The following is a 22153-nucleotide window of genomic DNA, read 5'->3' on the forward strand; positions in this document are numbered from 1 at the left end:
CTGTCACCGCCGGCTCGCCGATCACCACGCGCCGATCGTCTTGGAGAACCGGTCGTCAGGTCGGAACGACAGTCAGACGGCCGTGCGGGACCACTGCTGGTTGGTGCCGGAGTTGCACGAGTACTGCTTGAGGACAACGCCGTCCGCGGTCGCCGCTGCCGGCACGTCGACGCATTTGTTGCTGTGTCGTGCCCGGAGCTGGAAGTAGCCGCCGTTGGCGACCATCTGGAACTGCTGGTTGGCTCCGGTGCCGCAGGTGTACTGGACGAGCTCCGCGCCGTCGGCGGTCGACGCGCTCACCACGTCGAGGCACTTTCCGCTGTGCCGGCTGATGATGCGCCAGTAGCCGCTGCCGGCGTCCTGGAACTGCCACTGCTGCCACGCACCACCGCCGTACGTGTACTGACCCACGCGCGCACCGTTGTCCGTGTTCGGCTGCTGGACGTCCATGGCCTTGCCGCTGTGCCGCACGTTGATCCGGTAGTACGTTCCCGTCGACGGCGGAGGCGTCGTCGGGTCGCCGCCGATGGCGTCGCCCCACGCGTACCGGATCCGGTCCGCGCCGGAGGTGTTGCGGACGGTCAGGTTGAGGTCGGTACCGCTGCCGCTGAGGGCGAACATCGAGTACCAGTCGTAGCCGATGCTGCCGGTCTTGCCTCCGAGGGCGGGCCAGTAGGTGCCACCCATCTGGTTGTCGCGCATGACCTGGGCCATGGCGCGGATGTAGCGCACGAAGTTGTCGGTGCTGCCCGCGTCGGCGTAGTTGCGGCCGTCGTTCATGGGCGCGCCGAACTCGGTGGCGACCGCGCGGGAGGCGCAGTTGCCGAGGCGGGCCTGGATGTGGCTGCGGAAGGCGTCGTAGGTCATCGCGCCGTAGAAGAAGGCGTAGTAGTGGAAGGACAGCAGCGTCGCGTTGAACCGGCTGTCGTTGCAGATGTCGCGCAGGTCCTGGCTGAAGCCGGTGCCGCCGATCAGCACCCGGCCGGGCACCGCCGAGTAGTGGTAGCTGAGCCAGTTCGCCGCGACGGTGCGCCACTCCGCCGAACTGTAGCCGTGCGGCTCGTTCATCGGCTCGAAGTACACGTTCGTGTTCGAGCCGTACGTGTTGGTCACCGTGGACCACATCGCGTTCCACGCGGCGAGGTTCGTGATCCTGCCACCGGAGGCGGCGCCGTCCTCCCAGTAGGCGAGGATGACCTTGAAGCCGCGGGCGGTGGCCGCGTCGATGGCGCCGCGGTACGCCTCCCACCAGGCCGTCCCCACCGTGTGGGTGTTGATGGGCAGTCGGATGGTGTTGACCCCCATTGTGGACGCCATGTCGTCGTACAGGGCATTGGCCTTGGCCCGCACGGTTGCGTTGCTGTCGGACATGCTCAGGCCCTGCACGACGAGCGGGCTGGTCTTGAAGTTGTCACCCAGCATTGCCCAGTTCATGCCGCGGAACTGGTTGGTGGCGGCGGTGGCCGGCGACGACGCGACGACGACGATGCCAACCATCGCCGTCAACGCGGCCACCAGGGCGGAGAGCACCCGTCGATGTAGTGCCACAGTCGGAACTCCTTGGACAGGGACCAGGTTCAGCTGGTCACGCGGAAGGTGGCGTCGGCACGGCTCTGCGCGTCGGACACCGGGTCGAGGCGGAGCAGGTAGGCGTAGTGCCGGAGATATCGGTCCGGGTGGCTGTAGGACTGGAACGACGTCCACGAGGAGTTGGCGAGGCCGGCGACCTGCCGGAAGGTGGCGTCGGCGGCGAAGGTGGCGGTGCCGTCGTTGGCTTCCAGCCGGAAGTCGTATCCGTAGTGGCGCAGGTAGTGGCCCGGGTAATTGACCGACTGGATGGAAACCGTGCCGGAGCCGACCAGGCCGGGCACCAGCCGCCACTGGCCGTCCTGGGCGGGGCTGACGTTCGGGTCGATGCGGACGTCGTAGTCGTAGTGCCGCACGTACCGGTCCTGGAAGTTGTACGACTGGATCCGGTTGACCGCGGTGGCGGGCCAGCGGGCGAGCACCCGGTTCTGTTCGGCAGCGGTCAGGTTGAGGATCGAGCCGTGCCGCTTCTTGGTGCCACCCATCGCGTACGAGCCGGACGCCGGGAGTCGGTAGCTGCCCGGGCTCGACGGGTCGGTGGTCAGGACCGGCAGGTAGCCGCGCCCGCTGGAGTACTGGTCGAGGTAGAGGACCCACTCGTTGCGGGTGTTCATCTTCATCCACATCGGGCCTTCGACCTGGGAGCCGGTCAGCCCGATGCCGGAGAGGTTCCCGAGGCTGGTCCAGGTGCCGAGGATGGAGTTGCTGCCCTCGATGGCGATCTGGCCGTCCCGGGAGGCCCGGACGTAGCGGTAGGCGCCGACGCCGGCCGGCACCTCGACGATCTGGGTGTCGATGATCTCCTGGTTTCCCGGCCGGTTGACGAAGACCTGCGGGGTGGTGACGCTGCGGAAGTTCGCCGTGCGCGCGTAGTAGATGCGGTGCTTCGTCGCCCCGTTGAGCGGGACGTTGGTCGCCCAGTAGAGGACGTAGTCGCCGGTGGCCGGGTTCCAGATCGCCTCCGGAGCCCAGGCGTTGCGTCCGTCCGGGATCGCGCCGGCGACGTTCAGCAGCCAGGGCGCCGACCAGTTGACCAGGTCGGTGGACTCCCACACGACGAGGTTGCGGCTGCCGTTGTTGATCGCGGTCGACCAGTCCTGACCGCAGCCGATGCAGAGGTCCGTGGCGATGATCCAGTACCGGTCGCCGGCCGGTGAGCGGACCAGGGCGGGGTCACGGACGCCACGGGTGCCGACGGTGGAGCGCAGCACGAGCCCACCATTGTTGAGGTCGGTCCAGCGCAGGCCGTCGGTGCTGTGGGCGAGATAGATCTGCTGGTCGGTCGAGGACTCGCCGGTGAAGTGCGCCATCAGGTAGCCGACGGTCGGGTCGAGCGCGGCCGCCTCCTTCGGTGTCGCCGCCGACCAGGTGGTGAACAGCAGGCACGCGGCGACCGCAACCGCACCGAGCCGGGCGAGGACTCTCGACATGTGTCTCTCTCCTTCGCGCAGGGGCGTACGGGTCAGCTAGAGGGTCGGTACGACGGGGCGGATGGTGCCGTCGGTGTTGAACTCCATCCGGTCGATGGCGGTCTCACGGTTGGTGCCGTTGCCGGCCGGCACCGCGAACCGGTGGTAGGCGATGTACCAGGTGTCGCTGCCGGGTGCCCGGACCACGGAGTGGTGGCCAGTGCCCTTGATGCCGACGTCGAGCCTCTTCTGCAGCACGACGCCGCGCCTGGTCCACGGCCCGAGAGGTGAGGAGCCGGTGGCGTAGGCGACGCGGTAGTCCTCGCTGCGCGTGTCGTTCTCCGACCACATGAAGTAGTAGAGACCGTTGCGCTTGAACACGAATGGCGCCTCGTTGTAGCCCGACGGCGTGATGACGCGCGCCTGTGCCGTGTCGAAGGAGACCATGTCGGAGTTCAACCGCACCGCCCGCGCGACGCCCTGCCCCCAGTACAGGTAGGACTGCCCGTCGTCGTCGGTGAACACCATCGGGTCGATCGTCTGCCCGCCAGAGAACTGGTCGCTGCGGATGAGTGGTCGGCCCAGCGCATCGCGGAACGGCCCGGTGGGGCTGTCGGCCACCGCCACGCCGAGGTGTTTGGCCGTGTTGCCGCTGGCCGCGCCGCCGCTGAAGTACAGGTAGTAGCGGCCGTTGGCGCTGGCCGCCGCAGGCGCCCAGGCCGAGTTGTCCGCCCAGGACACGTCCGGACCGTGGTCGAGGATCACGCCGTGGTCGGTCCAGTTGACCAGGTCGGTGGAGGAGAACGCCTTGTAGTAGGTGCCGGACCAGCTCGCGTAGCCGTCGGTGGTCGGGTACAGGTAGTAGCGGCCGTTGAGGACGGCGACGTGCGGGTCGGCGAAGAGGCCCGGGATCACCGGCCCTCTGGTGGTTTTGGGCGCCCAGGGCGCGACGAGGCGGAAGGAGCTGTCCGCTCGGAACGCGGCCGTGTCCTGGTAGGCGTCGAGCCAGAGTGCGAAGTCGCGGTGCCGGATCCGCCGGTTCGGGTAGTTGTACGAGGCGAGCGCCACCGATCCGCTGACCGAACCGTCCACGGCACAGAAGGTGGCGTCGGCCCGGAAAGCGGCGTCGCCGGTGTTCGGGTCGACCCGGAGCCGGTAGTCGCGGTGCCGCAGGAACATGCCGGCCCTGGTCTGGAACGAGTAGCAGGTCGGCGACGCCAGACCGTTGACCACGGTGAAGGTGGCATCCAGCTTGGTCTGGTTGGCGCTGCTGGAGGTGACCGGGTCGAGCTGACCGAGATAGTCGATGTGGCGTACGTACCGTCCGGCCTGGTTGACCGCCTCCAGCGAGACGGCGCCGGTCGGCAGCGTGGCGGCATGCGCCGGCCCGTCGGCCACCACAACCACGACAGTTGCGGCGGCCACGGCGCAGAGCACGAGGAGGGCGCGTAGACGCATGGTCGATGCATCCGACAGAACCACCATCTCGGGCTCCTCTCGCAAGATCATCTATGTTAACGTTAACAAGCGCAGGCAGACAGCAGGCTCAGGCTTGGGCGACCCTGGGGTCGGGTGGAAAGTTCGCATGCGGCGCCTCTGACGCGTTACGCGACCGCGGCGCAATGTGTTCGGTTCGTTAAGTTCGCGTTGCGGACAAGTGTTAGCGATCGCATCTACGAGTGTCAAGGGATCGACCGTGGCCGCTCCCCCGCGACCCCGATCACGTCACCCGTCCTCCACAACCCCGGTCAGACCGTGCGGTGACCCTCCTGAACCCATCGATGGACGACGGCAAAGTCCGCCTCGGTCAGACCCGTGTACGGGTCAACGCGATGCAGCAGCGCCCGCGCCGGGTGGTGAGCCATCACGAATCGACGGTCGGCATCAGTGATCTCGTCGTCAAGCCACACGAAGGGGCCACCTGCTACCCACTGGGTCAGGAAGGCGGTCTTCCAGTGCAGGCCACGCCCCGTCTCCTCGTCGTCGTCGGGCCAATCAACGACCGGCAGGTCCGGAAGCCCGAGCCGGGGGGAGACGACCTCGTTCGCCTCCGCCATCCACGTCGTTGCCCAGACCAACTGGCACCCCAGGGCGAGCAGCCGACGACCGTCCTCTGGGTTGAGACGGTCAAGGAGGGGGTTGCCGGTATTTTCCGTCTGCCTTCGGGTGGTATCGCCCGACGGACGTCTCTGACCAACTGGGCGGGCCTTGAACGGGATCAGCGGTCCGTCCACATCAAGGAAGATCACCGGACGTCCGGCGAAGCCGGGAGTCACGCCAGAACCGTCCCCTGACGACCCTGCTCCCTGAGCGCCTCACGCACCTGCATGAGCGCGAAGCCGAGCAGATTGAGCCCTCGCCAACGGCCCGGTTCCCCAGCAGCCGGATCGTCGCGGTTCAGGCCGATGCCCCAGATCCGGTCGACCGGGCTGGCCTCCACCAGGACTCGCTGCCCGGTAGCCAGCAGAAACGCCCGTAGCGCGGGATGCTGATCGAATTTCGCGAGGTTGCCGGCCACCACGATCGCGAAGCGATGTTCGCTCCACGTCTGCTGATCGAAACCCGCGACGCGTCCCCCCAGCACCTTCGCGGCGTGGGGATGCGGCGCGGCGAGGATCTGTTCCGCCATCGTTCGGTCGCCGAACAGGGTGGCCTTGCGCCACATCATGTAGTGCTCCGCAGTGGCGAACCGCAGCTTGTCGGCGATGAAGGGCGCCGGCCACCACTGGCTCAAGCAGCCTGCGCCGACACCCCCGTCCCGCTCGGGCTGGTGCCCCCAGAAGAACAGGAACTTGACCCGATGACCCTGCGCTTGCGCAGCGGCCAGATCCCCGACGCTACGAGCCGATGCCAGCATGATGGCGAGTGTGCGGCACCAGCGTTGCGCGTACCCCGCATTTTCGACCGCGAGGACGTGCTCGCGGCCGCCGCGATGCCAGGCATGCCCACGGCGCTGTGACATATTGCCCACGTCCGGCGGCCATCGCATCCGACGGTCGATGCCTACAGTCGGACCATGAGCACGGATGACGGCGTGCGGGCCTGGCTCCGCCGGCAGGGCGCTGAGCAGATCGCCCATCCCGGAGGCAACCTGTACGCCCACCTCTGTCGAGTCAGCGAACGACTCGCCGTGCTCGGCTGCGCCCGTGACGTGCAGGCAGCGGGCCTCACTCACGCCGTCTACGGCACCGACGGGTTCGACGTCACCCTGCTTGATCGGGCCGATCGTGCGGTACTGCGGGATCTCGTTGGCGCCGACGCCGAGGAGCTCGTCTATCTGTACGGGGCCTGCGACCGTGGACGCAGCTGGCAGGAGCTGACAAGGACCGGCGAGGTGTTCGACCGCTTCGCACGTCAGGTGCGGACGCCCGGTGAGACTCAACTTCGGTCGCTCGTGGACCTGAGCATCGTCAACGAGCTGGACGTCATCGAGCAGGATCCTGCGGTGGCGGACCGGCACGGGGCCTACTTCCGGGAGCTGTTCGCGTCGTGGGCCCCGATCGCCTCGGAGCAGGTCATCAGCGACGCGCAGCGGGTCTTGCGGCAGTGACACCCGAATCGTCGCGTCCGACAGCACGGACCTCCGGCCGCGTACGGGTGCGAGCCGTCTACCCCGGCAGCTTCGATCCCTTCACTCCGGGGCATCTGAATGTGGTGAGCCGGGCACGCGATCTCTTCGACGAGGTGGTCGTGCTCGTCGCGGTCAACAGCATCAAGCATCCGGGCAGCGACGAAGAGAAGCGGGCAGCCGCCGTCCGGGCCGTGCTGCCGGTCGAGTGGACCTCGGTCACCGTTGCGGCCTGGAGCGGGTTGACCACTACCTACTGTCGTCTCCGGGAAGTAGGAGTGTTCGTCCGCGGGGTGCGTAACACCACCGACCTCCGGGCTGAGTACCAGCTCGCAGCGATGAACCAGTCGCTGGGCGTAGCCACGGTGTTCCTGCCAGCGCAGCCCGAACTGGCCGCTGTGTCGTCGACGGCGGTGCGCACGCTGGGGGCGTGGCGGGCCGAGTAGGGCGGCGATCATCGCTTCGGGCTCGATGCTGGTTGGTCGATCGCTGACCTGCCCGTCGCCGAGTTCGATGACCCGCCACACGCCGTCGGCGCGTAGGGCGAGGTCCACTGTGACGAAGGGCAGACCGAGCCCGGCAATCATCGGCGCGAGCGGCTCCAGGTCGACCTCCACAGAAGGGCGGTCGTTCGGGCTGTCCGGATGAGGGCCGATCAGGACGCAGTCGCCGTTGACCCACCAGGTGCGCACCTCGGCGGAGGTGAACCGCTCGAAACGGCGCAGCACGAACCCGCCCACGAAGTCGTCCTCACGCAACTCCAGGAACCGGCTCGCCACTCTCCAGACAGCGACCGCGTCGTCGATCTCGGGGATGAAGGCCGCGTCGTCCCAGTAGTGCTTCATCGACTTGGTGTAGTCACGGAGTACCGCCGGTCCCGTCCCGAGCGCGACGCGCGCATGGTCAAGATCTGCCCGATCCGAGCCGCAGGTCCACACCGACGCGGGAGTGACCGCCGCCAGCGCCGCGTACCAGCCCGGCAGCTCATGTGCCCGCCGATACTGCTCACCACCGGTCCTCAACACCACACCACGCTCGGCGAGAGCCTCGGCGAACGCCGCGTACCGTTCGCTGCGCAGCATCCAACCGCGATAGACCGCCGCACCGGTGCCCGAGACCGAGGCCACCGCCCGACGTACGTCACCGCCCCGTGCCACGGCGTCGTGGTCGACGACCGCCACCTGGAATCCGGCGGCACGGGCCGCCTCAGCCTCGGCAGTGAAGTGCTCGTCCGGATGGCGTGGACGCAGCGGGTTCGCGGGAACGATCAGGATCACCCTCGTATCCTGCCCCGGAAACCGGTTGCACGTCGCCGGGGTCGCGCCGACGATCAGTCGATGCCCAGTGACCAGGCGACCCCCGACTTCTCGATCAAGCCCACCCTCACCGGTGAGCGGGTGATCCTGCGGCCCTTCGTCGACGACGACCTGGACACCTTCCGAGCGGCGGTGGCCGACCCCGAGGTGGCCCGGCTGACCGGCAGCGCGGCCGCCGACGTTCCCGACGAGGAGCGGTTGCGTTCCTGGTACGGCAGCCGCAACGCCCAGACCGACCGACTCGACCTGGCGGTCGTGGACCGCGCCACCCGGGCCTGCGTCGGCGAGGTGGTCCTCAACGACTGGGACCCTGTCAACCGGAACTGCAACTTCCGCACGCTGCTCACCGCCGCCGGCCGCGACCGCGGCCTGGGCACCGAGGCGGTACGCCTGGTCGTCGGCCACGGTTTCGAGAGACTTGGCCTGCACCGCATCTCGCTGGAAGTGTTCGCCTTCAACCCCCGGGCCCGCCGGGCGTACGAGAAGGTCGGCTTCGTGGCCGAGGGCGTGCTGCGGCAGGTCCTGCGCGATGGGGACGGCTGGGTTGACGCCACGGTGATGTCGATCCTCGCGCCCGAGTGGGCGGCGCACCGGGGACATCCCGAGCGCCGAGGCTCGTAGCCGGCGGACCGAAGGCGTCAGCTCTGGATGGAGAAGGTGGAGACGACGCCGTTGTGGTCGGACCTCGTGCCACCGACGATGTCGTAGTCGGTCATCCACATCAGTTGGTACTCGGGCAGCCGCTTCCAGAAGTAGACGTAGTCGATGTGCCGGTTGCCGTGCGTTCCGGTGCCCTTCTCGCCGTAAAGGTTGTAGTTGGAGCGCAGATTCGGCAATTCGTTGGCCTCGAAGACCTGCCACGGGAACTTCGCGTACCCGTAGCTCCGGTCGGCGCTGAAGTCGACGTTGAGGTCTCCGCTCACGATGACCTGGCCCTCGTCCTGCTTGTCGACCGCCAGTTCTTTGAGGCCCTGGAACTGCGCCTCGGCACACCTGGTGCGCGGCAGGTCCTCCGGCCGGCCGGCGGTTTCGATGCTGGCCACCGCGTGGGCGTTGATGTGGGTCACGTTGCGGCCACTGGCCTTGTGCCGGTACTTGACCCAGTTGTTGTACCGCGCGGGCGGCACCTCGCCCGGGCCGTTGGTGTCACAGACGAAGATCGAGCCCTTGTCGAGTACGTCGAACATGCTCTTCTTCGCGATCAACGCTTCGCCAGCCTGGTTGGTCCCGCCCGGTGCGTACAACCACCAGCCGTTGTCGGCCGCCCAGCCCTCCAGGAGCCCCTTGCGGGCACCGACCTCGTTGAGACCGACGAGGTCCGCCTTGGACGCGATCAGGTTCAGGTCGTGCACGAAGTCGGCCTGGCTCAGCCCGTAGTAGATGTTGAGCGTCGCCGCCTTGAAGCCGGCGCTCGCGGCGGCCGCTGGGGCCGCCGGCAGCAGGGCCGCCACCAGCGCGACCGCCCCCGCGAGAGCGCCCAGGGCGCGGGCCGACCAGTCCGTTGTCCTGCGCATCGATGTCCCTTCGCACAAACCGCCGTCGGTGGCGGCCAACGAACCGTATCGATTCGAGTGAACGCCATGTCGAACGGCCGGTAACGAAGGATCGACGGGCCTGGGTCGGCCGGTGCGGGGTGACCGGCTCTGCCGGTGGCCGTGGTGGAGCTACGCGAAAGTGAGGCCGTCGGACCGGGCGCGTTTGAGTTCGGCGAAGGCCCGGCAGCCGGCGAGCAGGCGGGCGCCGTCGAAGACGCGGACGGCCTCCTCCCCACGAGGGATAGAGGTCAGTACGGGACCGAAGAAGGCCACGTCGTCGACGACTACCGTCGGGGTACCGAGGTCCTCGCCCACCAACTGCTGTGCGCGGGCGGTGCTGGCCCGCATCTGTGGGTCGACGTCGCTCCGATGGGCGGCCTCGGCCAGACCCACGGGGAGGCCGGCCTCGACCAGTGCCAGCGGGACGACGGTGTCGAAGTCCTTGTCGCCGGCGTCGTGGATCCGGCGGCCGAGCGCCGGGTACAGCCGGGCAAGTGCGGCGGAGCCGTGTTGCGCGGCTGCCGCCACACACACCCTGGCCGGCCCCCACGCCCGGTCATTGAATTCGCGGTACCAGGGCTCCAGGTCCCGATGCTCGTTGATCACCGCGAGGCTCATCACCTCGAACCGCAGAGCGAGCGGCCGCATCGTGGCGACCTCCATGAGCCAGCGGGAGGTGATCCAGGCGAACGGGCAGGACGGATCCACGTATGCCGTGACCACCGGAGCTGACGTTGGGGTCAACTTGTCTTCCATTGAAGACAAGTTATCTTCCCTGGAAGGTAAGATGCAACAGTGGAGGCCGACCGGATCACCGAGATCGTTTGTCAGTGGGGCCGCGAGCGACCAGACCTCGACCCCACTCCGTTGCTGATCATCGGCCGCATCCAGCAGCTGGCCGCCGTACTCGATGTGGCACTGCGGCCGCCCTTCGCCGCGGCGGACCTCGGCAACGGCGACTTCGACGTGCTCGCGGCACTGCGCCGCGAGGGCAAGCCCTACACGCTCACAGCGGGCCAGTTGAGTCACCGGATGCTCGTGACCACCGGCGCCGTGACCAAGCGGGTCGACCGACTGATCGCCCGCGGCCTCGTGTCCCGCTCGGTCTCCGCAGCCGACGCGCGCGGCAGAGTGGTCGGGCTGACTCCGGCCGGCGTGGCGTTGACCGACCGGCTCATCGAGGAACACCTGGCAAACGAGGCGGCCATCCTTCGTGACCTCACCGACAACGACCGCAAAACCCTTGAGCGCCTACTGGCGGCGATGAACCAGACCCTGAACTCCGGAGATTTCGGACCTGGGGACGGAGGTCCGGCCGGATGACGGCCTCGGTCGTGACGGGCCGACCTGCGGATTACCATTCCGCCATGGACGACACCACCCGCGGCGTACGCATCAGACGCGGCGGCCCGGCCGACGCACCTGCCGTACTGGACATGCTCGACTCCGCGGTGGTCTGGATGAACGAGCGCGGCAACACCGAGCAGTGGGGCACGACGCCGTTCTCGGAAAAACCCGAACGGGCCGCACAGGTCGATCGGTACCTGACCGAATACCTCCCGTACATCGCGGAAGTGGACGGGACCCCGGCCGCGGCCCTGGTGCTGGACTCCGGGCCCGATCCGCGGGTACCGATCGCGTCCGTGGAAGAACCCGAGCGGTACGTTCGCCTCCTGGTCTCCAACCGTCGATTCGCCGGCCAGAAACTCGGGTCGGCCCTGTTGGCACGTGCCGTGGAGGAAACCCGGCGAGCCGGCGTGCGGTTGCTACGGGTCGACTGCTGGGCGGGCGGCGGAGGTGAGTTGGTGGCGTACTACGAGCGCCACGGGTTCACTCCCACCGAGACCTTCCTGGTCGGATCCTGGCCAGGGCAGGTGCTGGCCCAGCGGGTCGACTGAGGCCGCCACATGGCGGACGATGGATGCGTGATCGGTGACCGGTGGGGCGTGACCACCAGCGAGACCCTGCGCACCTATCCCTGCGACGACTTCGTCGTCTCGCCCACTCTCCGCGCGTGGCGGGGAGTGGGGATCGATGCGCCCGCGGCAACGGTGTGGCCGTGGGTAGCCCAAGTGAGGCTTGCCCCGTACTCGTACGACTGGATCGACAACCTCGGCCGCCGCTCACCTCGACAACTGGAGGGCCTGCCCGAGCCACAGGTCGGAGAGGCGTTCACCACCGCCGGCGGACGAAGGTTGGGCAGGATCGTCTCGGTCGACCCCGGCAACCAACTGACGAGCACCATCATGGGCGCCTACATGTCCTACGTCCTCGTGCCTCAGGAGCACGACGCGACGCGCTTGCTGCTCAAGGTCGTCATGCGGACGACCCGCTGGGCCGCACCCGGGTTGTCCGTCGGCGACCTGATCATGGCTCGGCGGCAGCTGCTCAACCTGAAGAAACTCGCCGAGCGCAGTGGTCCACGCCGCTGAGCCTGGAAGGCACCCTCGTTGAGCTGACCGGAGAGCCGGTGCCCCTGCTACGAGCGCGTGGCCTGGTACTCGAGGAAGCCGCGGGCATCGGCCTGGACTTGAGGCGGTGCCATGGGATGGCTCATCGTCTCCCGCAGCAGTTGCAGCCACTGAGGAGCATCCGACGGATTCCCGTTGAGCACGCGATTGGCCATCCAGACGGTCAACGGAGTCGGTTTGCGCCGCATCGACTCAACCAACAGGGGACGGTAGCCAGGCCAGGTCTCCAAGGTGTGCACGAGAGGCCCGGGACTCCCCAGATCCGCCGCGTCGAGACGTTCCAAGAAGGCGTAGAGCAGCGGAGCCCACTGCTGTGGGTCGTCCCGCCCGGCCAGTTCCGTACAGATCGCGTCGAGCTGTTCGCTGCCACTGGCGTCGAGCCGCATCACGTCGAAGTCCACCAACTCGAGTGCCTGCAGTTCAGCCGCGACCTCGGTGAGGTTTCGCCTCATGATCGAAGTCTACGGCGACCGAGGAGACGCGTCGCGACACTCGTGCTCGTTTGCGTCACGCGGCTGATGTGGGCGTTCCTGTGCCGGCACGGCCGTCGCGGACACGACGAAAAGGGTTTACTGACCGGCAACACCGATGCCATCCTCCGCCGTGATGACGACACGGAGTGATCTTCTCGCGCTGCACGACCAGCAGGTGCGCGGCACCATCGCGGCCCGGCTGCCGAACAACTGGAAGCCGTCCTGGGATGGCCCCGTCCTGCAGATTGCTACCCCGACGCGAGGACTGGCCTTCGCCCAGAACCTCGATCACCTCAGCGTTGGCGACTTGGACGCGCTCATTGGTCGAGTTCGTGACCGCTCCGCGGCGCGCGGCCAGGCGATGGAGTGGAAGACGTACGGCCACGACCGGCAGGATCTCACCGAGCGGCTGCGGCTGGCCGGGTTCGCGCCGGAGGACGAGGAAACAGTCGTCATCGGTCTGGCAGCCGACCTGACCGGCGCCGGCGAAGCCCCCGACGGCATCGCCATCCGCGCGACGACCGACCTGGCCGACCTACGCCGGATCGCGGCCATGGAATCCGAGGTCTGGGGCGTCGATTGGTCCTGGCTGGCTGATGACCTACGCGACCGCATCGAGTCCGCCCCGGAGAACATCATGATTCTCGTTGCGGAGGCCGCGGGCGAGGTCGTATCGGCCGCCTGGCTGGTCGTCATCCCCGGCACCGAGTTCGCCGCACTATGGGGTGGCTCTACCCTGCCGCAATGGCGCCGAAAGGGCATCTACCGGGCGCTTGTTGCCCGCCGTGCGCAGGTCGCTGCCGACCGGGGCATCAGGTACCTCTTGGTCGATGCGTCCAAGGACAGCAGGCCGATTTCTCCAACGACTCGGCCTCCACGCCGTGGGCGCCACCACCCCGTGGGTATGGAGTCCGACCACCTGAGCGGGTCCTCACGGGCTGCGCGGTGAGCGGACGTCGCCCTGGCTGACACCATTGTCGTGGGGAAGAGTCACAACCGTCCCCAGCCAATCACGTAGTCAGGTAGTACCTGTCGAGGAAAGCCCCATAGTGCCCGGCGTCGTAGGACTCCTCCACCCACGCGATCTCGTCGAGGATCCCCTGGGCTTCCGCGGTGCCCAGGGCGGCTAGGTACTCCTTTGTCCTGGCCACGCCTGCCCCCAGCATCAACTCCACATCGACCGCGCCGGTCGCGTCCATGCTGGTGCCGCGAGCGCGGTGAACAAGCAACACGTCCTCGACGGCACCAGCGTGCCAGAGCTGGATGGCACAGATCCGCATCAGCTGGGTATTGCCGGGGACGGTGCCCAATCCGGCGTAGGTGTCCGCCTCGTGCCGGGTTTCCCGTACGAGAATGTTCCGAATGATCGGGACCTGGTCATCCCTGACGCGCAAGCCATAGGCCGCCAAGTGGTCCTCCGCGTCCCGCTCGTACCGGTCATAGATGTCCGCCCCCACGCGCCCTGTGTAGCAGGAGCAGAGCGCACCGGCCAGACCCGCCCTCGAACAGCGGCATATCCGGATACCGAAGCACGGCAGGTGCAGGCATCATCGTCGGATGGCTGCCAGCGAGACCCGGGTCGTTCTGGTGGACGATCTCCGTTCCTTCGTGGACGGCCGTAGTGCGGAGGTGGCTCGCACGAGCGCGGCCGTTCCAGGTCCGGCAACACGACGGCTACGGTCAGCGCGCCGAGGCAGAAGAGCAGCTACGGATAGCTACTGCATGATGGTGACCGGTGGGTGCTCCTGTGAGGCGGTGCACCGATAGACCTGGAGCGTGTAGCCACGGCCGATCTCCACCTGGGTCGGGGTGTGATCGGCCGACTCGTCCTCCTCAGCGATGGGACGCCAACTGCGGCTGTCGCCGTCCCATTCGTCGCTGGGGATGGTGAGAAGTGGTTCCAGCGGAGCGCCGCAGCACCGGAGCTCATCAGGGCCCGCCGGGCTCCGAAAGGTGAAGAAGGCGGCCCAGCCACCGACCTTCCAACCGGGAGCGATTGACAGATCGCCCCGGTAACCCGGTTGCTTCTCGTCCGGTGACTGGAGGAGCTCCCTTTCTCGGGAGATGATGCGTTCCGCCAGCTTGTCATCCAGCTCGTGATAAGCCGGGTACTCGGTGACCTGCTCTGGGTGCAGAACGCAAGGTTCCGGCACGTAACAGCCCTGACCGACGAAGGCCGGCTCGGGCGGGTGCATCAGCGGGTTCCGCACGCTTGTGGATTGCCGCCACCGTAGGCGCACCGCCGACCGCGCATCCATGATTTCGTCGAACGGGCACCACAGCACCTGAAGCATGTCCGTGCCAGGGGGACAGGGCAGATCAGGGACGTCCCGGGCGTAGAGCTGGGCCAGCGGGATGAGCGGCAGCGGCTCCACCGGCAGCAGCGCCGGGTCGTAACCGGAATCTACGCGGTCCACGACCACCTTCTCATCGGGAGTCAGCAGATTCGTTCCCGGCGGCCTGGGCCGTTGCCACGCCGCGGCGAGGACACGTCGACGCGTGCGGACGTCCTCCAGCGTCGTCAACCCGTACGGCTCGTGCTCGTCGCCGCATGTCGGCCAGGCCTCGTCTTCCGGCCACAGCAAAGGCCCACCCACCGAGCTGTCATGCACCGTCGGGTCTCCCGGGCGGGGATGAAGGCGGGTGGCGGTCCTGGCCCTCGCTGCCAGTTCCGGGAACAACGAGACCACATCCAACGGACGCGGTGGGGTGGTGCGCGTCATGATTCCCTCTCCTGATCAGCGGCCTGCATCCAACCACGTGGCGCTGACAGGAGGAGCCGTCGGAGAGCCCCGCTGGTCATCAGGTGCGGGCCGCTCGCAGCGACGGGGCTAGCCGCTGGTGGATTCCAGCTGCTCGAAGGCCAGGCTCCACCACGACTTCGGGTCGGCGAACGCGGACGCGTCGACGTCCATCAGGTCGGCCCGGATCGCTGCGGCGCGGGCCGCGCGAGCCCGACCGCCCGGGTCCGTCGCGATGAGCCCTCCGAGCCGGTAGAGGAACTCGACGAACGCGGCGAAGGTCGCGTTGACCGCCTCGAAGTTGGGGGTTTCCAGGTCCAGCAACACGACGGCTCCGGTCAGCGCGTCGAGGCAGAAGAGCAGCTGCGGGTCCTCGGGCGAGCTGCCGAGGACGATGTGGATGCGTGGGCTGGCGTCGCCGATCTCGATGTTCAGCTTGGAGAACAGCTCCATGCCGGGGACGTCGACGTCGACCGTGAACAGGATCGGCACGTCGACCGGGATGGCCCCGAACGGCGGGAAGACCTCTGGCGTCAGGGGGCCGAGGACGTCGTCGAACCGGTCGACCGGGAAGTAGATCATCCCATCGGCGCCCCAGAGCGCGGTGAGCTCCTCATGCGTCGCGGTCAATCGTCCGCCTCCTCGTCATCGTCACCGGGCGTGGTCAGACCGTGTTCGTCGAGGAAGTCCCACCACTCGTCGTCGTCGGAGGCGACTTCGCCGTACCCGGCGCCGAAGACGTAGTAGGCGAGGAACGAGTCGAGGTCCGGCGCGACGTCGAGGAACATCTCGCGCATGAACCACTCGTCCGTGGTCTCTGCCGGGAAGTACCAGACCGCGCCGGTGTCGCGTCGGATCAGCAGCGGCTCGTCGTCCAGTGTGCCGATGACCAGCCACTCGGCGGGTTCGTCGGCGACGCCGGTGAACTCGGGCATCTGCTCGAGGTAGTACTGGATGTCGTCGAGGTCCGCGACCGCTGGCAGGTCGAACGCGCCGGCCAGGATGCCGTTGGCGGCTTCGAGCAGCTCCCGGACCGGCTGCGGCAGCTCGGCGGGAATCTGGTCGGCCGGAGCGCCCTCGTTGATCTGGGCCCACGCCAGCGTCTCCGGCTGGTTCGCCTCCAGGTCGGTACGCAGCTCCGCGATGAGCTCCCGCAACTCGGGATTCAACCCACTACCTCTATTCGGATCGGTGTGCCATCGGGCAGGTTCTTGATCTGATGCCAGATTTGCCCGCCGACATCCCAGTTTGTTCTGCCGTGCAGGAGCTTCAGATTACTAACGTCGTCGGCGCCTCCGAGTTGCAGCTCCCACACATGGTCGGGCTGCTGCTTGCGGAGTCGGGCGGCGAGGGCGTTCGCCATCTTCTTGTCGTGGGGCCAGTACTTGTCGAAGATCTTCTGCCGGATGCGCTTCTTGTAGTCGGCCGTGATCTTCTTGTCCCGGCCGACCGGGTTCGCCTGCTTGAACAGCTTGCCCTCGTCGCTGAGCTTCTTCAGCGCGTTCATCTTGCGGTCAAACTGGCCGCGCGCGTGGAACGACTTGCGCTGCACCTTGATCGTGACCTCGGGCAGGTCGTTGTTGCGCACCACCGGCTTCGCGGCGGCCTTCTTCACCGCCGCGCGGACGCCCTTACCAACCTTCGGCTTACCCGCGCCGCCGCGCTTCTTCGAGCTCTTCGGCGCCCTGCTAGGCATCGAGGAGCTCCTGGACCACCTGGTCGATCAGCAGACCGACGATCTCACGCGTGATCATCTGGAAGATCGGGACTTCGGCCAGCGACGCGCCGAACGTGACGACGGCGGTGGCGATCGCCTGAGCCACCGCGAAGGCGAGGATCGCCAGCTGCACGATCACTTGGATCTTCAGCGCGAGCACGATCGCGGCGGCGATGATCAGCCCGGTGCCGATCAGCATGGCGGCCTCGGAGTAGTCCGGCAGCGTTCCGGGGCCGCTCTCCGGCTTGGACCACCACTTCTGGAACGCCTGCACCGACTCGCCCTGGTGCTGTGACCAGACCGCCGCCGCAGCCGAGCTGGCCTCCCCGGAGGCCTCGGCGACCGTGCCGGAGAAGTCCAGCCAGGCCTGGCCCATCTCGAACAGCTTCTCCTCGTCGGCTTCGGGCCAGGTGTAGCCGATCCAGCCGAGTGCCGTGATCAACTCACCCGGCAGTTGGAGTCCCATGTCGTCACCCCAGCATTCCCTGGATGTCCCGCAGCGCGCCCGCTGAGGCTTCCTCGACCAACTCGAAGTTGTCGGCCATCTTCGTCAGGTCGCTGCCGGCCGCGCCGATCTCCTCGGCGGCCACGCCGATGCAGTCCAGAACCCAGGTGGACGCCTCCGTGTACGCGATGCCGATCAGCGAGCCGATGTCGTCGGCGCCCCACGGCTCGCCGTACCCCTGCATCTGTGCCTCGAAGCTCTCCAACTGCCCGATGAAGCGTTCGGCGGCGCCGATGACCTCGTCACCGCCGGAACGCAGCAGCGCGGGCTCTACCTCGAAGCCGTTCATCGGGAACCTCCTCGGGCCATCCGCTCCTGTGCGTCCGTGAGCGCCTGCAGGAACGCACCGAGCCGCGGCACGGCCGTGTCGCGAACCTGTTCCAGTTGCTCGGTGAGCTGCGAGAGGTCGCCGGAGGCCACCGCCGGGCCGCCGCCGCGCATCGAGTCGATCGCCGCGTTCACGGCCGCGATCACGTGGTCACAGACCTCGGCCGCGCCGAGCCGCATCATCCGCGGGTCCAGCGTCAGCGATTCCAGCCGACCATCGGCGCCGAACTCGGCACGGACCTGCCCCTCGGCGGACTCACCGACCCGGCGCAGGCGCACGGCCTCCTCGTCCTCCGGCGCGGTGCCGGCGGCGCGCAACGCGCCAACCGTCGCGTCAAGCATGCGAGCGAACTCCCCGCTCGCCGGCTCATTCACCGACATGCGCCCTCCCTCGATCGCGTCCGAGACAGTGGAAAGCGTAGTCAGAACCGGCAAATCGTGTGGTCCCGGGAGGCGGATGTTCCATCGAAGCCCGTCGACGGATGCGGCCCATCGACGAAGCTGCACGCAACGGGGGTACGCCCGACGCAGGTCCCTCGACCGGCGCACCTGACAGCGGCTAACTACCGCTCAAGGCTGGAAGTACTCCGACATCAGGCGGCTGACCCATTCTGGCTGCTCGACGTTCACCGGGACGAACTCCACCATCGTCGGCTTCAGGTCGACGACCGGGGTGCCCGAGACCGCGTCGAGACCCACCACCGTCAATTCGCGGCCGTGGACGGATTCGATGGCGCAGCACGTCACTCCGATGCGGTTTGGTCTGCGAGGGCCGCGGCCTGCGAATACACCAACGGGCGGGAGGTCGGAGCGACCACGGTAGGGACGGGGTTCGCGGTGATCACCGTGTGCTGGGAACTGGTCGAAGACAAAGAGGACTTCCACATGGGAGAAGCCCTCCAGGCCCTGGAGGCACAAATCACCGAAGCGCTCGTCGATGGTGATCGTGCTGCGGACGGCACCCCAGTTGTCCGTGTGCTGGACATCGGTCCTGTCATTCCGGACCGTACCGATCGGGGTGATCTCGAAGCTGAGCATGACTTGAGGCTAGTTGCCGCACGCGACCGGCGGCATGCACGAGCACCCGATCAAGGAGTCAGGCCAGGGTTGCGCTGGCGGCGGTCCTGGCGAAGCGGCGGGCCAGGTGGTCGAAGGCGTCGACAAGTTCGGTGGGGCCGACAACGTCGATCTCGGTGTCGAACCGGGCCATGGCAGCGGCCAGGCTGGGCCAGGACCAGGAGCCGAGAGTGAGCCGGCAGCGGCCCGAACCAAGGTCCTCGACGGTCCCGTCGCGGGTGTAGAGGGCCACTGTGGCGGCCGGCAGGTCGAGGATCGCGGTGCCCTGGCAGGGCCAGCCGATGACGCCGTCGTCGGCACCGCGGAACCTGCCGGTGACAAAGGTGGCCACGTCGTCGCCGGGCAGTTCCCTCGGCGTGAAGCGGGGTCCGTTCGGGATGCGCAGGGTCATCCGGTCGGCGCGGAAGGTACTCCAGGCTGACCGGTCGAGGTCCCACGCGACGAGGTACCAGCGTCCGTCCCAGGTGACGAGGTGGTGCGGCTCGACGCGGCGCGGGGGTTTGTCCACAGCCTCGGGGCCGTAGCCGAAGCGGAGGATCTCGTGAGCTTGCACGGCGGAACTGATCGCCAGGAGCACGTCGTCGTCGATCGGGCCGGCCGGTCGGGTGACGGGCCGTTCGACGGCGGTGACCTGGAGGGCGTTGACGCGGTGCCGGAGCCGGGACGGCATGACCTGCCGGATCGTGGTCAACGCGCGTGCTGCCGCTTCGCCGGTGCCGTCGCCCAGGGTGGTGGCGGCAATCTGCAGCGCGAGGGTGAGGGCGACGGCCTGCTCGTCGTCGAAGAGCAGAGGCGGTAGTTCGGTGCCGGCGCTGAGCCGGTAGCCACCGTCGGGACCCTTCACGGCCGCGATCGGGTAGCCGAGTTCGCGCAGCCGGTCGACGTCGCGGCGCACCGTCCGCAGGCTGATGTCGAGCCGCTCGGCCAGGACCGTGCCCGGCCAGTCGCGGCGCGCTTGAAGGAGCGACAACAGGGCCAACAGTCGACCCGAGGCCTTCGGCATGAATGGAATCTATTCGCAGTAGGTGACACATCCTGTCACCTACGTCGTCGACCCTTGGTGCTGACGCCGGCCGGACACCGTTGCCGGAAACAAACTTCACCAGGAGTCTCGATGAGCATCACCACGACCACCCACCTCAACTTCCGGGGCAACGCCCGGGAGGCGCTGGAGTTCTACCACTCGGTGTTCGGCGGCGAGATCATGGTGATCACGTACGGCGATTTCGGGATGCCGAAGGAGCTGCCCGACGCCGGCAAGGCCGTTTGGGGCCAGGTCGCCACCGACGACGGATTCCGCGTCATGGTCTACGACGTGCCCAGCCGGGCTGGAGCCGGCATCGCCCCGTTGCCCTCCACGCGCCGTGAGAACGGCATGACGCTGACCAGCGAGCCGTTCTTCCTGTCCGTCCGCGGCGAGAGTGTCGAAGAGGTCGGCGCGCTGTGGGAGAAGCTGGCCGATGGCGCCACTGTCGTCGAGGCGTACGGCCCGGCGCAGTGGGCACCAGCGTTCGGGATGCTGACCGACCGCTTCGGCATCACCTGGATCCTCGACGTCGCCGCCCAGCACGCCGACGCCTGATCCTCGCCCTCAGCCAACGGGGTGGGTCCGTCGCAACCCGACGGCCCCATCCCGCCACTCCGAGCGTTCGTTCCGTCAGGCGGTGGCCAGGCGGACCATGAACTGGCAGCCGTCGGAGGTGTTTCGCACCTCGACCCGACCGCCGTGCGCCTCCACCAGGCCATGAACGATGGCCAGGCCGAGCCCACCGGAGGCCCCACCGTCGCCGGGGCCGGGAGTGCGGGCCGGCTCGCCACGGAACGCGATGTCGAACAGCCGGGGAAGGTCGGCCGGGGGGATGCCGCCGCAGGTGTCGGCTACCGACAGCCAGGCGTGGTCCTCCTCCCGTCCGGCTTCGATACGTACGGTGCCGTCCTCGGGGGTGTAGCGGACCGCGTTGAGCAGCAGGTTGGCCACGACCCGAGCCAGCTCCGGCTCGCTCGCGGCGACCGTCGGCCACCCCGACTCGCTGGCGATCAGCTTGATCCGGCGAGCGTCGGCCAGCGGGATGGTGCTGGCCAGCGCGTCCGAGACCACCTCTCCGAGCGGCACCGCCGTCAACGACAACCGCAGCGCTCCGGCGTTGATCCGGGACAGCTCGAACAGGTCGTCGACGAGTCGGGTCATCCGGTCGGTCTCCAGCCGGATGCGTCGGTGGTACTCATCGACAGTGTCCGGATCACGCACCACCCGGTCCTCCAACGCCTCCGCCATGGCCCGCAGCCCGGCGAGCGGGGTACGCAGGTCGTGGGAGACCCAGGCGACCAGGTCGCGCCGGCCCTTCTCCAGTTGTCGTTCCCGCTCCCGGGCCTGGTCGCGCCACACCGCGGCGCGGGCCAGCCGCCGGCCGAAGTGCCCGCCGACGGCGAGGCTGACCACCGCTGCCGCCGCGACGGTGATCAGCACGACCTCAAGGTCGTGTGCGGAGAGGAACATCGCTTCCGCGACCGCCATCACCCCGACGGCGACGGCGACCACAGTGGTGGTGAGCAGCACGCTGAGGTGCACGGTGATCGAGCTACGCCGAAGCGCTCGGAGCAGCACCGCACCGGCGAGCCCGATGCCGAGTGCCGCGACGAGGGCGATCGCGAAGATCAGGAGTACGTCACGCATGGGCTGGCTCGTAGCGGTAGCCGACGCCCCAGACGGTCACGATCCGCTGCGGATCGGCCGGGTCGGCCTCGATCTTCTCCCGCAGCCGGCGTACGTGCACCGTCACTGTCGAGTGGTCCCCGAAGTTCCAGCCCCAGACCTGCTCCAGAAGTTCGGCCCGGCCGAACACCCGGGACGGATGCCGCATGAGGTGGACGAGCAGGTCGAATTCGCGCAGCGTCAGCGCCAGATCCGCACCGGCGAGGCGGGCGGTTCGGGAGGACGTGTGCACCACCAGATTGCCGTCGGTGAGCGCCTCCGGCCGCTCGGGCGGTGCCCCACCACCGGCGCGACGGAGCACCGAACGGACCCGCAGCACCAGTTCACGGGGAGAGAAGGGCTTGGTCAGGTAGTCGTCCGCGCCGAGTTGCAGCCCGAGGATCCGGTCGGCCTCGTCACCGCGTGCGGTCAGCATGACGATCGGTACGCCGTCCGGTCGTACCCGCAGCGCCCGGCACACCTCCAGGCCGTTGACCCGGGGCAGCATCAGATCGAGCACGACCAGGTGTGGCACCTGCCGCTCCACCGCCGCCAGTGCCGCCGCGCCGTCCGCGGCGAGGCTGACCTGGAAGCCGTCGTTCTCCAGGTAACGACGGATGACGTCGCTCACTGTCTGATCGTCGTCGACCACCAGCACGCGCTGCGTCACGGACCTTCCCCGTCCCGCGTCGTCAACGTCTCCCCCAGATGTCCATCGGCCCAGCGTAGCCACGC

28 protein-coding genes and 1 pseudogene are annotated in these 22153 nt (G+C 68.1%); 8 read left to right on the plus strand and 21 right to left on the minus strand.

What is annotated here, in order from left to right:
- Positions 1-72: 72 nt before the first annotated feature.
- The 5 genes from IW249_RS30200 to ybiA all read right to left on the minus strand — a co-directional run bounded on the left by IW249_RS30200 (position 73) and on the right by ybiA (position 5853).
- Complete coding sequence (locus IW249_RS30200) at positions 73-1548, minus strand: RICIN domain-containing protein (RefSeq protein WP_307788755.1); 1476 nt, start codon at positions 1546-1548, stop codon at positions 73-75.
- A 29-nt stretch (positions 1549-1577) separates the two neighbouring features.
- Positions 1578-3017, minus strand: coding sequence for a glycoside hydrolase family 43 protein (locus IW249_RS30205; protein ID WP_196923888.1), 1440 nt, complete (start codon positions 3015-3017; stop codon positions 1578-1580).
- Positions 3018-3053: 36 nt separating this feature from the next.
- Positions 3054-4481, minus strand: coding sequence for a family 43 glycosylhydrolase (locus IW249_RS30210; protein WP_196923889.1), 1428 nt, complete (start codon positions 4479-4481; stop codon positions 3054-3056).
- Between the two features lie 263 nt (positions 4482-4744).
- Positions 4745-5272 carry an HAD domain-containing protein gene (locus tag IW249_RS30215; protein WP_307788756.1) on the minus strand — a complete coding sequence of 176 codons (528 nt, stop codon included), beginning with the start codon at positions 5270-5272 and terminating at the stop codon, positions 4745-4747.
- Positions 5269-5853: a riboflavin biosynthesis intermediates N-glycosidase gene (gene ybiA / locus IW249_RS30220; protein WP_196925026.1), complete on the minus strand. Its 585-nt coding sequence runs from the start codon at positions 5851-5853 to the stop codon at positions 5269-5271. Before ybiA ends, IW249_RS30215 begins: the two co-directional genes overlap by 4 nt.
- 159 nt (positions 5854-6012) lie before the next feature.
- On the opposite strand from ybiA, the gene IW249_RS30225 reads away from it, so the two are divergent.
- Together IW249_RS30225 and IW249_RS30230 are read left to right on the plus strand one after the other, a co-directional pair.
- Positions 6013-6546 (plus strand): DUF6817 domain-containing protein, encoded by a 534-nt coding sequence (locus IW249_RS30225; RefSeq protein WP_196923890.1) that lies wholly within the window; start codon positions 6013-6015, stop codon positions 6544-6546.
- Positions 6547-6650: 104 nt separating this feature from the next.
- Positions 6651-7010 (plus strand): nucleotidyl transferase family protein, encoded by a 360-nt coding sequence (locus tag IW249_RS30230; RefSeq protein WP_307788843.1) that lies wholly within the window; start codon positions 6651-6653, stop codon positions 7008-7010.
- A gap of 9 nt (positions 7011-7019) precedes the next feature.
- Here the strand turns inward: IW249_RS30230 and IW249_RS34885 are convergent.
- Positions 7020-7646 (minus strand): annotated as a pseudogene (locus IW249_RS34885) (ATP-grasp domain-containing protein); the annotation flags it as partial.
- 255 nt (positions 7647-7901) lie between these two features.
- Here IW249_RS34885 and IW249_RS30240 point away from each other — a divergent pair.
- On the plus strand, positions 7902-8501 hold the full coding sequence (locus tag IW249_RS30240) for a GNAT family N-acetyltransferase (RefSeq protein WP_196923891.1): 600 nt from the start codon (positions 7902-7904) through the stop codon (positions 8499-8501).
- 17 nt (positions 8502-8518) lie between these two features.
- Here IW249_RS30240 and IW249_RS30245 read toward each other — a convergent pair whose 3' ends face one another.
- Positions 8519-9394, minus strand: coding sequence for an endonuclease/exonuclease/phosphatase family protein (locus IW249_RS30245; protein ID WP_196923892.1), 876 nt, complete (start codon positions 9392-9394; stop codon positions 8519-8521).
- 150 nt (positions 9395-9544) lie between these two features.
- Positions 9545-10171, minus strand: a complete 627-nt coding sequence (locus tag IW249_RS30250) for a mycothiol-dependent nitroreductase Rv2466c family protein (RefSeq protein ID WP_196923893.1) — start codon at positions 10169-10171, stop codon at positions 9545-9547.
- Between the two features lie 39 nt (positions 10172-10210).
- Here IW249_RS30250 and IW249_RS30255 point away from each other — a divergent pair, with 39 nt between their 5' ends.
- From IW249_RS30255 to IW249_RS30265, 3 genes are read left to right on the plus strand one after another with little or no spacing between them, the layout of a single operon-like run.
- Positions 10211-10738, plus strand: coding sequence for a MarR family winged helix-turn-helix transcriptional regulator (locus tag IW249_RS30255; RefSeq protein WP_196923894.1), 528 nt, complete (start codon positions 10211-10213; stop codon positions 10736-10738).
- 44 nt (positions 10739-10782) lie between these two features.
- Positions 10783-11313, plus strand: coding sequence for a GNAT family N-acetyltransferase (locus tag IW249_RS30260; RefSeq protein WP_196923895.1), 531 nt, complete (start codon positions 10783-10785; stop codon positions 11311-11313).
- Between the two features lie 27 nt (positions 11314-11340).
- The gene (locus tag IW249_RS30265; protein WP_196923896.1) at positions 11341-11847 is read left to right on the plus strand and encodes a polyketide cyclase; all 507 of its coding nucleotides are present in this window, start codon (positions 11341-11343) and stop codon (positions 11845-11847) included.
- 47 nt (positions 11848-11894) lie between these two features.
- On the opposite strand, the gene IW249_RS30270 is transcribed toward IW249_RS30265, so the two are convergent.
- On the minus strand, positions 11895-12338 hold the full coding sequence (locus IW249_RS30270; RefSeq protein ID WP_196923897.1) for a hypothetical protein: 444 nt from the start codon (positions 12336-12338) through the stop codon (positions 11895-11897).
- A gap of 154 nt (positions 12339-12492) precedes the next feature.
- On the opposite strand from IW249_RS30270, the gene IW249_RS30275 reads away from it, so the two are divergent.
- Positions 12493-13308, plus strand: a complete 816-nt coding sequence (locus tag IW249_RS30275; protein WP_196923898.1) for a GNAT family N-acetyltransferase — start codon at positions 12493-12495, stop codon at positions 13306-13308.
- Between the two features lie 61 nt (positions 13309-13369).
- Here the strand turns inward: IW249_RS30275 and IW249_RS30280 are convergent, their stop codons facing one another.
- The 10 genes from IW249_RS30280 to IW249_RS30325 form a co-directional block, all read right to left on the minus strand.
- The gene (locus IW249_RS30280) at positions 13370-13816 is read right to left on the minus strand and encodes a hypothetical protein (protein WP_196923899.1); all 447 of its coding nucleotides are present in this window, start codon (positions 13814-13816) and stop codon (positions 13370-13372) included.
- Between the two features lie 258 nt (positions 13817-14074).
- The gene (locus IW249_RS30285; RefSeq protein WP_196923900.1) at positions 14075-15082 is read right to left on the minus strand and encodes a hypothetical protein; all 1008 of its coding nucleotides are present in this window, start codon (positions 15080-15082) and stop codon (positions 14075-14077) included.
- 108 nt (positions 15083-15190) lie between these two features.
- Complete coding sequence (locus tag IW249_RS30290) at positions 15191-15730, minus strand: SUKH-4 family immunity protein (protein WP_196923901.1); 540 nt, start codon at positions 15728-15730, stop codon at positions 15191-15193.
- The gene (locus IW249_RS30295) at positions 15727-16269 is read right to left on the minus strand and encodes an SUKH-4 family immunity protein (protein WP_196923902.1); all 543 of its coding nucleotides are present in this window, start codon (positions 16267-16269) and stop codon (positions 15727-15729) included. Before IW249_RS30295 ends, IW249_RS30290 begins: the two co-directional genes overlap by 4 nt.
- Positions 16266-16796 (minus strand): endonuclease, encoded by a 531-nt coding sequence (locus IW249_RS30300; RefSeq protein WP_196923903.1) that lies wholly within the window; start codon positions 16794-16796, stop codon positions 16266-16268. Before IW249_RS30300 ends, IW249_RS30295 begins: the two co-directional genes overlap by 4 nt.
- Positions 16789-17283: a WXG100-like domain-containing protein gene (locus tag IW249_RS30305; protein ID WP_196923904.1), complete on the minus strand. Its 495-nt coding sequence runs from the start codon at positions 17281-17283 to the stop codon at positions 16789-16791. The genes IW249_RS30300 and IW249_RS30305 overlap by 8 nt, the downstream gene beginning before the upstream one ends.
- Before the next feature lie 4 nt (positions 17284-17287).
- Positions 17288-17611, minus strand: coding sequence for a hypothetical protein (locus IW249_RS30310; protein WP_196923905.1), 324 nt, complete (start codon positions 17609-17611; stop codon positions 17288-17290).
- The gene (locus IW249_RS30315; RefSeq protein ID WP_196923906.1) at positions 17608-18030 is read right to left on the minus strand and encodes a YbaB/EbfC family nucleoid-associated protein; all 423 of its coding nucleotides are present in this window, start codon (positions 18028-18030) and stop codon (positions 17608-17610) included. The genes IW249_RS30310 and IW249_RS30315 overlap by 4 nt, the downstream gene beginning before the upstream one ends.
- A 189-nt stretch (positions 18031-18219) precedes the next feature.
- On the minus strand, positions 18220-18687 hold the full coding sequence (locus IW249_RS30320; protein WP_196923907.1) for an SAM-dependent methyltransferase: 468 nt from the start codon (positions 18685-18687) through the stop codon (positions 18220-18222).
- A gap of 58 nt (positions 18688-18745) precedes the next feature.
- Complete coding sequence (locus tag IW249_RS30325) at positions 18746-19729, minus strand: helix-turn-helix transcriptional regulator (protein ID WP_196923908.1); 984 nt, start codon at positions 19727-19729, stop codon at positions 18746-18748.
- A 111-nt stretch (positions 19730-19840) separates the two neighbouring features.
- Between IW249_RS30325 and IW249_RS30330 the strand changes: the two genes are divergently transcribed.
- Positions 19841-20308, plus strand: coding sequence for a VOC family protein (locus IW249_RS30330; RefSeq protein ID WP_196923909.1), 468 nt, complete (start codon positions 19841-19843; stop codon positions 20306-20308).
- A 75-nt stretch (positions 20309-20383) separates the two neighbouring features.
- On the opposite strand, the gene IW249_RS30335 is transcribed toward IW249_RS30330, so the two are convergent.
- Together IW249_RS30335 and IW249_RS30340 are read right to left on the minus strand one after the other, a co-directional pair.
- Entirely contained in the window at positions 20384-21400 is a 1017-nt protein-coding gene (locus IW249_RS30335) for a sensor histidine kinase (RefSeq protein WP_196923910.1), read from the minus strand.
- Complete coding sequence (locus IW249_RS30340) at positions 21393-22088, minus strand: response regulator transcription factor (protein ID WP_196923911.1); 696 nt, start codon at positions 22086-22088, stop codon at positions 21393-21395. Before IW249_RS30340 ends, IW249_RS30335 begins: the two co-directional genes overlap by 8 nt.
- Between the last annotated feature and the right edge of the window lie 65 nt (positions 22089-22153).

Source organism: Micromonospora vinacea (assembly GCF_015751785.1).
GTDB classification, from domain to species: Bacteria; Actinomycetota; Actinomycetes; order Mycobacteriales; family Micromonosporaceae; genus Micromonospora; species Micromonospora vinacea.